Source organism: Candidatus Saccharibacteria bacterium oral taxon 488, from assembly GCA_010202645.1.
Classification (GTDB): Bacteria; Patescibacteriota; Saccharimonadia; order Saccharimonadales; family Saccharimonadaceae; genus Nanosynbacter.
The window spans coordinates 1-15816 of sequence record CP047920.1 but is presented as its reverse complement, the minus strand read 5'-3'; the positions used below and the strand labels follow the sequence as shown (position 1 = coordinate 15816).

At 49.7% G+C, this 15816-nt stretch carries 10 protein-coding genes; 8 read left to right on the top strand and 2 right to left on the bottom strand.

The window, feature by feature from the left end; genetic code table 11:
• Positions 1–39 precede the first annotated feature (39 nt).
• The 8 genes from GWK77_00050 to GWK77_00015 all read left to right on the top strand — a co-directional run bounded on the left by GWK77_00050 (position 40) and on the right by GWK77_00015 (position 13112).
• Complete coding sequence (locus tag GWK77_00050; protein ID QHU92586.1) at positions 40–2652, top strand: hypothetical protein; 2613 nt, start codon at positions 40–42, stop codon at positions 2650–2652.
• 24 nt (positions 2653–2676) lie between these two features.
• Positions 2677–3576, top strand: a complete 900-nt coding sequence (locus GWK77_00045) for a hypothetical protein (protein ID QHU92585.1) — start codon at positions 2677–2679, stop codon at positions 3574–3576.
• A 647-nt stretch (positions 3577–4223) separates the two neighbouring features.
• Positions 4224–4661, top strand: coding sequence for a hypothetical protein (locus tag GWK77_00040; GenBank protein QHU93406.1), 438 nt, complete (start codon positions 4224–4226; stop codon positions 4659–4661).
• The gene (locus GWK77_00035; GenBank protein ID QHU92584.1) at positions 4654–6516 is read left to right on the top strand and encodes a DUF87 domain-containing protein; all 1863 of its coding nucleotides are present in this window, start codon (positions 4654–4656) and stop codon (positions 6514–6516) included. Before GWK77_00040 ends, GWK77_00035 begins: the two co-directional genes overlap by 8 nt.
• 15 nt (positions 6517–6531) lie before the next feature.
• Positions 6532–9603 carry a peptidoglycan DD-metalloendopeptidase family protein gene (locus GWK77_00030; GenBank protein QHU92583.1) on the top strand — a complete coding sequence of 1024 codons (3072 nt, stop codon included), beginning with the start codon at positions 6532–6534 and terminating at the stop codon, positions 9601–9603.
• Between the two features lie 9 nt (positions 9604–9612).
• Positions 9613–11160 carry a hypothetical protein gene (locus GWK77_00025; protein QHU92582.1) on the top strand — a complete coding sequence of 516 codons (1548 nt, stop codon included), beginning with the start codon at positions 9613–9615 and terminating at the stop codon, positions 11158–11160.
• Positions 11161–11344: 184 nt separating this feature from the next.
• Positions 11345–11761 (top strand): hypothetical protein, encoded by a 417-nt coding sequence (locus GWK77_00020; GenBank protein QHU92581.1) that lies wholly within the window; start codon positions 11345–11347, stop codon positions 11759–11761.
• Positions 11762–12080: 319 nt separating this feature from the next.
• A complete protein-coding gene (locus GWK77_00015; protein ID QHU92580.1) occupies positions 12081–13112 on the top strand; it encodes a hypothetical protein in 1032 nt (343 codons plus the stop codon).
• Here GWK77_00015 and dnaN read toward each other — a convergent pair.
• Both dnaN and dnaA read right to left on the bottom strand, forming a co-directional pair.
• Positions 13109–14209: a DNA polymerase III subunit beta gene (gene dnaN, locus GWK77_00010; protein ID QHU92579.1), complete on the bottom strand. Its 1101-nt coding sequence runs from the start codon at positions 14207–14209 to the stop codon at positions 13109–13111. The two genes, GWK77_00015 and dnaN, sit on opposite strands and share 4 nt — an antisense overlap.
• A 260-nt stretch (positions 14210–14469) precedes the next feature.
• Positions 14470–15816: a chromosomal replication initiator protein DnaA gene (dnaA, locus tag GWK77_00005; GenBank protein QHU92578.1), complete on the bottom strand. Its 1347-nt coding sequence runs from the start codon at positions 15814–15816 to the stop codon at positions 14470–14472.

Here is a 15816-nt window from a genome sequence, read left to right as displayed (position 1 = left end):
TATTGACTTTTCTCTGTAAAAATGCTACCATTGTCGGTAATGGAGTGGTTACGTTCACAAGGGCGATCGTCGATGCGATGGTTGCAATGGTTTATATTGCTGGCGGTGGGCCTCCTAGTCAGTATTTTTTTGAGTACGGTCGTAACCTCGGGCCAGGCGCTGGCGGCGGACGCGAAGTGGGATAGTAGCAAAATATCCTACGACAACGAGACATTTGAGCGAGTTTCCGACGTCGACAAACTAAAGGCCCTCAACTTAGGGTCTGACCAAGTGGTCTACATGTCCAAGAAAACTGTGGCCAATAATCAAGACGTTCGCGTCATTCACTTTCCGTCAACAGGCGACCTCGGATCAATGACCTCGGTGTCCCTAACGACATTTACGTATACTGCGCCAAACACTTACACAAAGAAAGAATCGACCACATTATCAATTGACCCACCGAGCCAAAACTCTGCGTCTTCGTGTGAAGTTGCTGGCGGTATCGGCTGGATCCTTTGTCCCGTTTCGGCGTGGTTAGCTAGCTCCATCGACTGGATGTTTGGGGTGCTCAAAAGCTTCCTCGTGGTGCCGCCGCTTCAGACGGGTAATCAGACTAGCGGTATCTTTCTGGCCTGGAATATCGTTCGCAATATCGCCAACAGCATTTTTATCATCATGTTCATAGTCATTATTTATTCACAAGTTACTTCTATGGGCATCTCCAATTATGGCATCAAAAAGATGTTGCCTCGCTTAATTGTCGCGGCGGTACTAGTCAATTTGTCGTTCCACGTCTGCGCCATACTCCTCGACCTGTCAAACATCGCCGGAAGTGCACTCCAAGACATGTTCATGAATATTCGTAACACGGTCGCCACCCTAGGCGGATCGGCGCCAGCGTCTGAACCAATGACCTGGCAAGAGGTCACCTTCCAGATTTTGGGAGGTGCTGCTGGCGGTGCGGCACTGGCTGCGGGAATCGTCATGCGGGCCGAGCTACTTCCTTTTATTGTGCCGCTTTTGTGCGGCATTGGACTCGTTATTCTTCTCGTTGTTATCATTATGGCCGCCCGTCAGGCGTTGATCGTTATTTTGATCATCATTTCACCGCTGGCTTTTGTGGCTTATTTGTTACCGGGTACGGAGAAGTGGTTTGACAAGTGGAAGGACGTCTTCTTGACGATGCTGATATTCTTCCCGGGGTTTGCGGCAGCCTTTGGTGGGGCACAGCTGGCGGGTTCAGTCATTATGCAAAACGCCGCGGGACCAAACGGGGCGGTAATGTACATTCTCGGTATGGCAGTCCAGATCGCACCACTCGCCCTGACGCCGTTGATGATTAAATTGGGCGGCGGACTCCTCGGCAAATTCACCGGTCTCGTCAACGACCGCAGCAAGGGATTGTTCGACCGATCTAAGAACTGGGCAAAAGAGCAAAGCGAGATTACGAAACTTAAAAAACTCAACAAACGTCCAGATAGCAAATTTACCCCAACAGCATGGCGACGCAGGCTGGCGCAGTCATCACAAAATCGTAAGGATAGGCTCAAAGAGTTGCAAGATGAATCTGATGTTATACGAAAGGGGACTGGTTCCTATGCTAAGATTGATCAATACCGACGGATGGTTAACGAAGACAAAAAGGCTATCGAGGGTCGGCTAGAAGCCGCTTGGGGCAATCATCTGATGTCTAATTCCGCCGCCTTTGACCGATACGCACAAGCACAATCATGGTCTGAGCAGGCTGAGGCTTCTAAGGGGGCGGCTGACACTTATTATAAGTCGATGCGGGCACTCAAGCCTACCCAGACCAATGAGTTGTCTTCGTCATTCCAAGAAAGCCTGGAGCGTGCCCGAGGAGCAGCGCAGCAAGTGGCTCTCCAGGGCCTGCAGAACGCCTCATCGCAGCGTGTTGCCGATGATCGATGGGCAAATGAACTGAAAGAAAACGAGACGATGCGCAATCTGGCTGGACAAGTCGAACAAATATACTTCGGTGACAGTCGCGGTGCCGATCGAGCAATTGCCATGGCAGAACAAACGCTCAGCAATGCCTACAATGAAGGCGTTGAGAGCGCAAATCGCTTGCTTGATCGATACAATGCCGATGAGTTTGACATGGTAGATATGGCTCTTGGTGCTATCGGCAGCGAGGTCAAAGGCATTACCGTTACCAGGGATGTCAAGGCTGCGTCACTTCGTCGTGTTCTTGGCGGTAAGAATATTAAGGCTATCAAGTCGTTGACCAGCCAGCTTGACTTTGCCCACCTTGACGATGCCCTTGCCCAGGAAGCTGGCGACGCTCTCAAGAACAACCCTGCACGACCGTTCTGGATCGGATCTTCAATTGCTAATAAGATTAAGATTAATAATATGCCATGGTCTGGCCAAGAATTTATCACCCAAACGACCATCAAGGCGCTTAGCGAGGATAAATTGTCGACCGAAGGCCTGGTCACGCAAGATGCCGTCTATCTTAACACCCTGGCTGATATGATTGAAAATTCAAACTTCCGAGGACAAATTTCACAACAGCATCTTCAGATTCTGCGCGACCGACTAAATGAGGTGCAGACGGTTCCGCAGTACAGTGGTCGTATAGGTGAAAGTATCGGTGCAATTAAGCGAATGGAGGCGGCCCTTTCGTATCTGCCGCCAACAGAAACCTAAGCTAATCTGCTATAATAATACCCAATGGCCGTCTACAAAGTTCCCCAGGATGTGGAAGCTGAAGACAAGCTGCTCGGGCCGTTTAGTTTCAAGCAGTTTGTTTTCCTGATCGTTGCGGTCGGTATGATTGCGCTGGCGTGGGGGCTATTCTCGGTGCTGCCGCCACTGGCGATTATCCCGGTACCGGTTGCGCTGTTTTTCGGGGCATTAGCCTTGCCGCTGCGCAAGGATCAGCCAATGGAGGTGTACCTCGCAGCGGTTATTTCATTCATCCTTAAGCCCAAGCAGCGACTGTGGCGAGCCGATGGCATTGAGCGAATGGTCGAGGTGATCGCCCCGCGGGTCGAGGAAAAGCAATACGGCAAGGGGTATGACCAGGCCGAGGTCAATCGCCGGCTGTCATATCTGGCGACACTGGTGGACACGCACGGTTGGTCGGTGCGCGGCGTCGATAATCCAAACAGCTCGGTGATGAATAGTTCGATGCAGGCGGATTGGTACAACGAGGCCCAAACCGCCCAAGACCCACTCGATCCAAGCAGCAAGACAGCCCGTGCCTTTGAAACACTCATTGAGCAGGCCGACGAAAAGCGTCATGATGACATTGTCCAGCAAATGCAGCGGGCCCAAGCCACCCCAACTACCCAAACCGCCCAAGACAGTCAAGACGACCAAGCCCTCTCGCCGCAACCCTCGACCTTCGACCCCTATCCAACTATGCAGCAGTCCATCATCACGCCCATCAGCGAGCAGACGACCGCGACGGCCCACGCCGACCAGACACCCCCTAGCACAGCACCCGTCTCGCCTGCTATAATGGACTTAGCGCGTAATCACAGCGACCTATCGGTCGCCTCGCTCCAACGAGAGGCCGGTCGCATCCAAAAAGAACATGATAAGGAAGTCGTGATTTCGCTTCACTAGGTGGGATGTCTATGCAACCAGATCAGCAACAGCAACCATATCACTATCCATCAGATGCAGCTGCTGCATCACAGTTTGGTGCGCCGTCAACCCCGCAAAATATGCCCGGCGTTATTGCTTCTGGGCCCGATCCAGTCTCTACGGAACCAACCTCACCGTATGCTCAGTACCCTGATCAGTTCAGCCCGCTGCCACAGCAATTACCGCAGGCGCCAGCCCAGCCACAGCCGATGCCAAGCGCACAACCCGCGGCACAACCAGCCCCCAACCCACCGTCCGCACCCGAGCCCAACCAGCCACAGCCAGCCCCGCAACAGCCCGCCAAGCAGCCAACTAACCAGGCAAAACCTCAACAAAAAGGCCCGACCAGTACTCAGAACACGCTGCTATTTTCTGAGATGCGCGAGAATATGATTATCATGAATGACGGCAGCTTTCGGGCGATTGTTCAATGTCAGTCAATCAACTTCGATCTGATGAGTGGCCGTGAGCGTGAGGGAATTGAATTTAGCTACCAAAACTTCCTTAATTCGTTATATTTTCCGGTTCAAGTGCTCATTCGCTCGCGTCGCGTTGACATCGGGCCGTATATCGACCGCCTGATTGACATCCGCCGCAACCAAGACAATATGCTCCTGAACGTGCTGATGGACGACTATATCAACTTCATCGATGTCCTCGCCCAAGAAGCCAATATTATGGATAAGGATTTTTATATCGTGGTGCCGTATTATCAGAGCGGCGACATGCAAGTTATTAAACAGCAGGCCAAGGGTCTGTTCGATAGTTTTTTTGGCGGCAAGAAAGACAACACCATCACCAAGATTGAACAAACCGCCTACGAGAAGGCCAAGGATGAAATTAAGAACCGAGTTGATTCGGTAATGAGCGGACTGTTTCAGATGGGCGTGAAGAGTTCGCAGCTTAATACCAAACAGCTGGGCGAATTATTCTACAGTTCATACAACCCTGACGTGGCACCGCAACAACCATTGAGTGTTGGCGCCGATGAACTAGCGACGACCTATGTCCGCAAGGGACGAGGCGAATCGCCACATGGATATGGAGGAGTACGACATGGCTAGAAAAAAGAAGCTGGACGCCATTGATATCGCCGCCCAACAGCGGGCCCGCGAGCAGGCCGAGGTTGAGCAGGCTTTTCTCACCGGTGTGAGAACCTTGCGCGACTTTATCGCCCCGAGCAGTCTCGAGCTCAAATCCGACCACTTCCGCCTCGGTTCAAAGTATGGGCGCACCATGTACGTCTACGGCTATCCGCGCGAGTTATACACCGGTTGGCTCAGCTCGGTGATCAACATCGACGAGGTGCTAGATATTAGCATGTTCATTTATCCAGTTGACACCCAGGTGGTGCTCAACAACTTACGCAAGAAAGTGACTCAGCTCGAGGCTAGCCTCAGCATCAATTCCGAGAAGGGCAAGGTGCGCGACCCAGCGATGGAAGCGGCATTACAGGACGCCGAGGAACTACGCAATCAGTTACAGATCGGCTCGGAAAAGTTCTTCCGCTTTGGCCTTTACATTACGATTTATGCCGACAGCATTGATGAGCTCAACTTTATCCAGCACAAGATCGAGACAATTTTTGGCCAACAACTGGTATTCTCTAAGGTTGCCTCGGCCCAGCAGGAGCAGGGCCTCAACAGCACTATTCCACAGCTGACCGACCAGCTCCAGGTTCGCCGCAACATGAATACCGGCGCTATTTCCACCAGCTTTCCGTTTACCTCGGCCGACCTGACCGACGGCAAGGGTGTGTTATACGGTATCAACATGCACAACAATGGCCTGGTGATTTTTGACCGCTTTTCTCTCGAGAATGCCAATATGGTGGTGTTTGCGAAATCCGGTGCCGGTAAGTCGTTCACGGTCAAGCTCGAGGCGCTGCGCAGCATGATGCTTGGTTCGGACATCGTGATCATCGACCCAGAAAACGAATACCAGAAGCTGTCCGACGCCGTTGGCGGTAGCTACATTCGACTCAGCCTCAACAGCGATACCCGCATCAATCCGTTTGATCTGCCACGGGTGATTGATACCGATGAGGCGGACGATGCGCTGAGGGCGAATTTAGTGACGCTGCATGGTTTGTTGCGACAGATGCTGGGCGGCTCACAGACGACAGCGGGCGGACAGATTATCGCTGGACTGACGGCCGCCGAGGAGGCTGATATTGACCAAGCACTGATCGACACGTACGCTCGCGTCGGCATCACCGCCGACCCGTTGACCCACCATTCAACGCCGCCAACTATCGCCGACCTCTACGATACGCTGCTTCATATGGGCGGCACTGGGCCAAGCCTCGCTCAGCGGCTGCGCAAATTTACCTCCGGTACTTTCGCTGGTATCTTTAGCCAGCAGTCAAATATTGATATCAATAACACCATGGTGGTCTTTAATATCCGCGACCTCGAGGACGAGCTGCGGCCAATCGCTATGTATATTGTGCTGAATCACATCTGGAACATTACGCGTACCGACCAGAAACGGCGCATGCTGATCGTCGATGAGGCATGGCAGCTGATGCGCTACGACGACTCGGCCAACTTCTTGTTTTCTCTCGCCAAGCGCGCCCGCAAATATCAGCTCGGTCTCACGACCATCACCCAGGACGTCGAGGACTTTATGGGTAGCAAGATGGGTCGGGCCATTGTCGCCAACTCGTCGATGCAGCTGCTGCTCAAGCAGTCAACCAGCGCCGTTGACGTCCTTTCCAGTGTCTTTAAGCTAACCGAGGAAGAGCAAAAACGCCTCGCCAATTTCCCGGTGGGGCAGGGGTTGTTCTTTGCCGGGCAAAACCACGTTCACATCCAGATTCAGGCCAGCGACACCGAATACGAACTCATCAACACCTCGCCGATCTCTCGACATCAACTACCATCAGAAACACCGCTCGGCGGGTACGGGGCAGTGTAGTATAATTGGAGGTGTATGGCAACAGCAACAAAACCGCCACGATTTGACACCACGACCGATCCTGATGCTGATGGGCGAGCAAATCCGTTTGAGCTACATGATGGTCCCTCGGAGAGACTGAATGCTGGTGAGCAAGCAGAGCTTGACCAGATAGAAGCGGGTCTAAGGGACGATGGTTTTGACCTCGACAATAGTCAGTTTGATAAGCAAAAAAAACAAGAAACTAGCACTAACGCCGCTCAAACGCTAGCCAATCTGGAGAATGAGTTTAACTATCCTGACGCTCAGGCTCAACAAGAAAACAAAGCATCTTCTAGAAGCAGAAACTTCATGAAAAAGCTTAAAAAAAATAAGGGTGCCTCCATTGCTGTCGTCCTCATTCTCGGGGCATTTGGTATAGCCGCACCGTTTACCGTTAACTTATTTAAGCTCAACTCCCTGTTGGAGCCCATTATTGGTAAGGTGACCAAAGTCCCCGAGCACGCCATTGAGCAGCGATTTGAGTATCTTGTCACGCGCTGGCTATCTATGAGAATTATGAAAGAGGCGTATCCAGGCGACAAAAACCTGGTCTTTTGCGCTGGCGGCGGTTTGTTGTGTCACCTCGGATCAACTAAATACTCCGACTGGTTTACCAAGCAACTAGACGCAAAATTCGAGAAAGAGGGTAGAAAAATTAAAACAACCCTCAACGCAACCGGTAAATCGAGCTTGGGAGGCAAGGCTACTAGTTTCACGGTGTCGCTAGAAAATATCGGTAAGGATGTTGGCTCTCTCACGCGCAACGTATCAAAAGAATTAAGTGGACATAAAGAAGCCAGGCGCTTTGTTAATAATATGGTCAAGCAGGCCCATGGTAAAAATTATGTCCTCCGCTATATATCAAAAAAAATTCTCATGCGTAAATATGGCATTAAGCGCTTCAATATTATCCCTGACAAAACAGCCAAAAACCTGACGGAAGTCTCCGCAAAGATTAAGGCGTCAATCATCAAGGGGCTTGTCGGTAGAGTGTCCACGAGGATGACTGCCTACATCGGCTGCCTCCAGGGGGCAAATGTCGCAACTTGTAAGCAGCTGCTCGATAAGCTAGACTTTGATATTGATAAACGAATAAAGGAGGCCGAGGACGCAGTCAACTCATCAAAGGAGGGATCCGAAGAGCGCAAGCGAGCCGAGGCACAACTCAAAAAGGCCCAGGGTAGCAAGGCATCGCTCGAATCAGCAAAAAGTGTTATCAACGGCGAAGTAGATGGTTCACTCGGAAAGGTTATCTCAAAAGAGCTCATCAAGAAAGTACTGGGGCCAATCGCTGTTGTTGGTTGGATTGATATGGCGTTTAGGGCGGTTGGTGCAATTGACGGACGAGTGCTTGAGGCTATCTTCTACGATGCTATGACACAGGCGGTTACAGCATTTGCCTTTAATGAAGACTCCAGTCCAATGGTTGCCGCCGATCAGATTAAGGACGGTAGTGCAGATATGAACACTCTCGCCGTTGCAAGTAAAATGTTTGACGGAGCAGAAAGGTCGCCGCTATTCCAGCTATTCCAGCTTCCTTCGACAGAATCAGCTTCGCCAATGCTCGCTAGCTTGTCGAAAGGTATTACAAGAAAGTGCACAAATGAAGCCGGAGAGGAGGTAGATACCAAGCTGCCACCGGGCGAGTCAATTTGTCCTGAGAATAAAATGGTTCGTGATTTTACAACGATAAAAAATAATTCTTGGTGGAGGGGATTGGCGTCAGTTGCCGGTTTTTGGAATAGTTCCATCGGGCAAGCTTTTAAGGCGCTGGATGACATCACCTCGACAATAACCGGCCCCCTTTGGGATCTTGTCAAACATCTTCCGGGTGTTAGTTTTGGTGTAGAAAAACTACAGCAACTCGTCCAGTGGATGATTGGTCAAATAATCCCCCTTCCGTCGCTTGGAGTTGGAGCATCAGGTGTATCAAACTATGAGGCGCTTGCTGCCGCCCTACACTCAACCAGCAACGAATCTATGGCGCACGGACAGAACAAAGACAACCCGTCCGGTAAGACCGATGGTGCTGGCGGAGCTGCCCTATCCGACCAACAGTTAGCGTCAATTGTTCAGCACAAGAACCGCCAAGAAAAAGAGGAATTCGACGCACAGCCAATGCTCGCAAAACTATTCAACCCATCCTTGCAGGGTTCTATAGCTAATCAGCTCCTGGCAAAAATACCAACCAATGGCTCGTCGGCACTACGATTCCTCCTCAACACCCCTTCGACTATAGTTAATAGCACCACAAAAAAAGCAAAGGCCGGCACGGCAGACATACACACCCTCAAGGCGTTCGGTATTCCAAACTACGGTTACGCCGACAGCTCAACCTTCAGTGCCGACCCGGGCACTTATACCCAAGAATACTGCACCGCTAGCGCCAAGGCCAGGGAAGACAGTCTCAGCCTCGAAGATGGTGAGCTACTCCACACCTACAAAAAAACCGACCCGTGCGCACTTGAAAAAGTTGTCGGCGGACTACTAGCAACGGCAGCCGACGACAAGGAAAGTAATCTCTACATAGAAGAGGCTGGCAACAAAAAAGACGAGCAATCATCGGGACAGTCTGGATCTAATGACAGTGGAAATCTCAGCGGTGCACCAAGCCGTGATGGTTGGGTGTGGCCGATGAATCAGAAAGTTGACCCAGGACCGTGCTGGGGTCGCAACGTCGGATCACTGGGCGTGCACGCAGGAATGGATATGAACTCTACTGTAGTGCAAAACGTTTATGCTGCACACGACGGTGAAGTCGTTTGGGCAAAAAACTATGGAGCAGGGGGTAATGCCGTGCGCATAAAAACCCCTGAGGGTATCTACTACACCTATCAGCACTTAACGAGTTACAGTGTGTCTGCTGGTCAATCCGTTAAAGCGGGTCAGGTGGTTGGGGTTGGTGGTCTAACCGGTAGACTTAGTGCCGCAGGTTCAACAAAAGTTCATCTACACATGGTGGTGTCGCGTTCCGACGACCACCCATCATATGGATCGCTTAAAAATTCCTTCAACCCGATGGATGTATTACCGAAAGAAGCGCCAAATAATTATAAGTGTTACTAGAGGCAGCCTATGAAGAACTATCGCAAAACCACCCTCAGACAACACCTATATCAGCTTGGTATCCTTTTGAGCGTAGCCTGTCTCGTCATAACGAGCTCAGCGTCACCGGTGTCGGCGCTTGACGAAAAATCTTACCTGAATAATTCCATATATTTTCTGAGCAAAAAAGACGAACAGTGTACCCCAGGACAGTCCAATAGTCAGGGTTACACAACCATCGGCGAAGAGGTAGAGGTGGGTGTTTCTATTTATGGCGGCACGTGGGATGGCAAAAACCTCAAGCGCAACCCTGGAGATGATAATGGTAATTCGCTAACCGGAAAGCTTAATGGTCGTACGACATTTGCTGAACTAAGCAACGCAAAAAGCCTGGACTTTAAGGCGCTCACCGACGCCCTTAAGGCTCCTGAAAATATGCGCACCCCGGCTAATCACGCCTGGAAGGGCGGGCTCAAGCCAAAGGCTAAGCTAAAAATAACCTATAACGGCAAGACTATTGTTATGGAAAAGGGTGACGTCGGTACTGGAGGTGGCAATGTTGAGGGTAAGGTGCGTGCCGTTGACCTGTGGTATGAAACAGCAAAATTACTCGACTTTAGGGTTGGTACGGGAGTTGCCAAGGTGCAGCTAGTTAGCGACGATACGCCAGTGACCCCCCTCGACGGACAGCCAGTAACAACCTCGCAAAACACAAATATTCCGATGTCTGTTCCTGACGGGTCGAGCACTGGTGAGCGTGTATTTAAGTTTTTACTCAACAAAGGGCTGTCACGCAATCAAGCGCTCGGTATCGTCGCCAACCTTATGCAAGAGTCTGGTGGAGGAACACTTGATCTAAAACCGGATCTACAAAACCACATCGGTGCATACGGCATTGCCCAATGGCTCGGAAATAGACGCACGGGCCTTCAAGAATTCGCCAAAAAGAACGGGATGACCGAGAAAGATTTTGTGGCGCAGGTTAATTATTTATGGGACGAGCTCAACGACAGCAAAAAACCCTATAAAAGCACCGTTCTTGACCCCATCAAGGCTAGTACCACTCTCGTTGAGGCTGTTACGATTTTTCTAGAAAAATTTGAGGTTCCGTGCCTACCAGGTCGTTGCGCAACAGAGATAGCCAAGCGCATGGCTCACGCGGCAGTTGCCGAGTCAAAATTAGCCGGCGTTAATGGGAGTGGTGGCTCAACCGAGGAAAAGTGTGAAGATGATAGTGCAAGTGGCGCAGTAAGCTCTAGCGGGTACGCCCTGCCGATTATTGGTCACGACAAGAATCCGAAGCACCTCAACTGTACACCACGCATGTCGTCAAACCCTTGCCACCACGACGGGACGCCAGCCTTTGACCTTATCGCAAAACCAGGCACAAAAGTTGTTGCCATCACTGATGGCGTTATAGACTCAACAAAGCCTTACACAATAGGGGCCGCCGCCTCAGACTCTAAATGTAAATCAATTCAGTTCAAGGGGGATGATGGCTGGTATTATTGGTATGGGCACACCACCATAGACGCCCCGAAAGGCACCCGCTTTAAGGCGGGGCAGGTTATGGGGTAGTCGGTAGTGTAGCATGTGGAATGGGCGGAGCATCACACCTACATATCGACAGAGGCTCTCCAAAAGGAAGAACAGCCGGAGAAAAGAATCACCGAGACGATGGATTTGTCTCATTAATGCAAAAACTGCTTAAGGAGGCGGGGGACAAGGGTAGTAGTCCAAATCCAGCACTATGATATCATTCATGAGAAATTTATCACCCACAGCAAAAATAGTTCTTATTTTTATATTTTTTGCAACGGCGACAGCAACTCTATCCCTATCTATCCAGAGATTACTGGGCGACCATGGCGCTAACGATCCACACGAAGACTCCACTGTTCACGATAGTACATTAAAAATTACCAACTCTGACGATCCCTTCCAAAAAGCCAATATCTCGGCAATAAAAGGCCGAATTCTCAACGCTATATACAAACGCCATTACGATGAAACCGGAAAAATCGAGCGACGGGCAAAAATTGATGGCGGTATCCACAGAAGCAACAAGAACTATAACTTTAAGATAGTATTCCAGCCTAGTAATCTACGCTACACTGTCAAATTGACAGTAATAAACCTTGAGCAGTTCAATTACACTATTGATATACAGAAAGGGTAAATAATACGTGATTGTCTTTAAAAAACTCACCATAGACGACATTATGAACATAACTATAATCGTTCTATGTGCTGCATCACTAATCGGTATTATTATGCTTGTATTTTCATATTTTCACACGACACCAACCAACCTAACTAGCCCGATAGTAAAAAACGCCATACGCATGGATAATGTTGTCCGTGACGGGCGAATTCGCTATTATAATGGCAATACGTTTGCTGAAATATCGCCATCGTCATTGCAGGTACAAAAAATCGTTAATTTCGATATGCTCCTTGGTGTTTCATCAATCACATGGCTTAGGAGTGGGGCAATTATGACGTTTGCCAACCTACCGTCAAATCCCTCAATTCGCCAGGATATGGATGCCGCGCTCAACAAGGTACGTCGTGAAAACCCTGAAGTAAATATCGTTGAAAGTAACGCCTATTGGTATCTCGACTTCAAGAGTAGTAAAATCTCCCTCCTTACATACAGCGAGAAAACTAATCCACTTCATTACGATAAAAATACTGGGCAAATATTTTTTTATGACCTACCGATACCAAATGCCACCGTATTTGGGACTATCAATCAAGATGGGAACATTCGCCGTGCAATATATACAACCGACAGCAGCCAAGAAAAAGTAATATCCGAAAACGGCGACTTGCTTTATTTCTTATCGAGTCTTGAAAGCGGCAAACTCACATTGAAGTCATACAACAAAAAGACCAAAGCGGTTACTGAACTTGTGCGAGATGTCTTTGATTCTGATACCGACCTCGCCTACGCTCAAGTGGCCATGGGCGACGGCAGGCTGTTCTATACGGATGGCGACGGACGGCACAATTTTATAAAGGCTATTGACGTCAATTCTAAAAATAAGTCCGTTATTCTCAAGGAGTCATATGCGTCACATTTCTATTTTGGCGCAAATTCTATGGTTGACGTTATCGAGAACGGAAAGATGTCGGCGACAATTTATAAATATGATATGAAACTTCAAAAAGAAGCCGCGCCACGACGCCTTGTCTCTAGCAATGCCGTCCTCGGTGAGAATGTTATTTACAACAACGATGTTCTGTATATAAAAGACGGGCCCAATATATACGACATACTTCACGCGAGAAAAAGAGACTTTTCAGCTGAGCAATTTGAAAAATCCTTCCGTAGTGACAATGCCTACCTCGATCGTGATATTTTCAACCAAAAACTCATTGATAATAGCTATAGCTTATTTATAGCAAAGGGCTCCCTAAAGGATGAATATCAAAAGGTGAAAGAACACCTCGAGTCAAAGGGGCAGAATATTCTTGATTTTACCATAGAGCCGAGGCTTGGCAGCCAAGCCACATTCGATCTCTAGCGCTTCAACGGCATAACAATATGCATACAATCCGGTGTAGGGGTCTGCTCGCGGATAACGCATGGCGACAGTTTGCCGCTAAACGAGAAGGTGATAGTCTCGCCATCAGTGACGCCAAGCGACTCGATCAGATAGCGAGAATTAAGCGTAATTTCGCCGTCGCTCGACACCTCGGCGCTGGCCTCAGAGGTATTCTCGCCGAGTTCCGAGGCGATTGAATGGATTGATAGTAGCGCTTGCTCGTGACTAGCCTTGAGAGTAATGCCGCCACCCGATTCGCGCGCAAATAGACTAGCGACCTTGGTGATGCGTAGGAAATCGGCTTTTTTAATTACCACCTCGGTCTCGGCGAGTTTGGGGATCAGTTGACGATAGTCGGGAAATTTGCCATCGATCAGCCGACTCACGATCTCTAGGTGATCCGTCCGAAACCCAACCTGCGTTTCATCAAAAAACAAACTTATGTCACTTGTTTCGGTATCGAGGCTCCGCAGCACTTCCTGCAATGTCGATGCCGGCACGACAGCTGTAATTTCGCCATCAAACTTCATCAGCCGCTTCTCCGCTAGCCGATAACCGTCCGTGGCCGCTAGATACAACTCACTATTGTAGGTATGCCAATACACACCAGTTAACACCGCCCGCGTGGCATCACTAGACGTCGCGATAATGGTTTGCGAAACTGCCTTTTTTAGCTCATCCGTACTCATATCCAGTCGCACCGCCGTCTGCTCGTCCACTGTCGGCAGCTCCGGAAACTCATCCGCCACGACGCCATTAATAACTGATGAGAACTTATCTGCGGTCAGGTGTAGATGCTCGTCCTTGACCTCCAACTCGACCGTACCGCTCGGCAAGCTGGCGACGAACTCGCTCACTAGTCGGGCTGGGATAGTAATCGAGCCGGGTTTTTCAACCTTGGCGCCAACATACTGGGTAGAGGCGATCTCCAGATTTGTTGCTGCTACGACCAGCCGAGAGCCATCGGTTCGTAGTAAAATATTGTTCAGTATTGCTAGTTCGTTACGACTAGCGGCGATGCGCCCAACGCTAGCGAGGGCTTTGGCGAGGTTTTCTTGGGTGACGGTGAGCTTCATATTCTTATTATAAATCCTTTCTTAATTTTATTCAGCGGTTAGTAATAATAGGCGCTGTGGAAACTGGGTAAATATTGTGTTCAAACAGGGGTAATAGTAGCATTGTGTCAGTGGAAAAGACGGTGGATTGGCTGGGTATGGTGTCGTGGATAAGACGCTGATTGTCCACGTGATACTGCTTGACCCGTTTGATAGCAACCAGATTGGTGGATAGTCGTTCACACGTTTGTCGCTGGTTATGCGCACGTTTTACCCAGGTTTTACACATAGAGCTTGTCTCGGATGTCGTTAATTTGTTCACGAATATTGACGCTGATGAGCATCTCCTTGCTGATTTTGTCAACCGAATGAATGGCGGTAGTGTGATCTTTGCGACCAAGCTCCTGGGCGATTTTTGGAAAGCTCATCTTGAGCTCGCTACGCAGCAGGTACATGGCGATTTGGCGTGGCTGCATGATATATTTATCGCGCCTCGGTGAACACACGTCCTTGACTTCGACACCAAAGTGACGAGCGGTTTTATCAATGATTTGCTTGGCGGTGATATGTTGCGGGCGAGAGCGCTTGATATTACCAAGCAGTCCCTCGGCGGTTTCGGCGTCAGGTGTGATGTTCTGCATCTCGGCGTAGGCAAGTAGCTGATTAAGCGCCCCCTCAAGTTCGCGAATATTAGTCTTGAAATTGGTAGCGAGATATTCGATAACGTCGGCGGATAATTCGACATTACTCAGGCCAGCCTTGGCGGTAACGATAGCGCAGCGAGTTTCATAATCAGGCATCTGCACGTCAATCGTCATACCCCACTCAAAGCGACTGCGCAGGCGGTCGGTCAGGGTGGGGATGCTTTTGGGTGGCTTGTCAGAGCTGATGATAATTTGCTTGTCGTGTTGGTGTAGGTCGTTAAAGGTGTGAAAGAACTCGTCCTGGGTTTTTTCCTTGTTGGCAATAAACTGCATATCGTCAACAATCAAAACATCGACGTTACGATATTTGTCGGAAAATCCTTTTTTCTTGAAGCGAATCGAGTCGAGAAATTCACTAACAAAGGTCTCGGTGGTGGTGTATAATACGCGGGCGGAGGGTTGGCGCTTAATAATCTCGTTACCAACGGCCTGCATCAAATGGGTTTTACCAAGCCCCGAACCGCCATACAAATAGAGCGGATTGTATTTGGTGCCAGGATTAGCGGCAATCGCTTGACAGGCGGCGTGCGCCAGGTCATTGCTCGAGCCAACGATAAAGTTGTCAAAGGTGTAGCGCGGGTTGAGGTTGGTTGTCGATTTGTTAGCTTGTTTAATAATTGATGGACTGGTCGCAGTTGAATGTGGCTCGTCGCGATTGAGGCGCTGTCTCCGAGTAGCCACCTTTTTTGGTCGAAAATGAATCGTCGAGACCGCAAGGCCATTTCGTTTCAAACCGTCAGCGATGCGCTGATAATATCGTTTTTCTAGTTGTGTCAACACGAAAGGGTTGGGCGACAGGACGGCCACCTCATTATCAGATATAATGTCAAGCTCGGTCGACTTAAACCAGGTCGAAAATGACGACGGCGGAATTGAAACTTCAATTTCACCCAGCACTCCCTGCCAAATAACTTGACTATTCAC

Coding starts and splice junctions, on each gene's coding strand:
- GWK77_00050 (QHU92586.1), top strand. CDS start 40: ATGGAGTGGTTACGTTCACAAGGGCGATCGTCGATGCGATGGTTGCAA.
- GWK77_00045 (QHU92585.1), top strand. CDS start 2,677: ATGGCCGTCTACAAAGTTCCCCAGGATGTGGAAGCTGAAGACAAGCTG.
- GWK77_00040 (QHU93406.1), top strand. CDS start 4,224: ATGGACGACTATATCAACTTCATCGATGTCCTCGCCCAAGAAGCCAAT.
- GWK77_00035 (QHU92584.1), top strand. CDS start 4,654: ATGGCTAGAAAAAAGAAGCTGGACGCCATTGATATCGCCGCCCAACAG.
- GWK77_00030 (QHU92583.1), top strand. CDS start 6,532: ATGGCAACAGCAACAAAACCGCCACGATTTGACACCACGACCGATCCT.
- GWK77_00025 (QHU92582.1), top strand. CDS start 9,613: ATGAAGAACTATCGCAAAACCACCCTCAGACAACACCTATATCAGCTT.
- GWK77_00020 (QHU92581.1), top strand. CDS start 11,345: ATGAGAAATTTATCACCCACAGCAAAAATAGTTCTTATTTTTATATTT.
- GWK77_00015 (QHU92580.1), top strand. CDS start 12,081: ATGACGTTTGCCAACCTACCGTCAAATCCCTCAATTCGCCAGGATATG.
- dnaN (QHU92579.1), bottom strand. CDS start 14,209: ATGAAGCTCACCGTCACCCAAGAAAACCTCGCCAAAGCCCTCGCTAGC.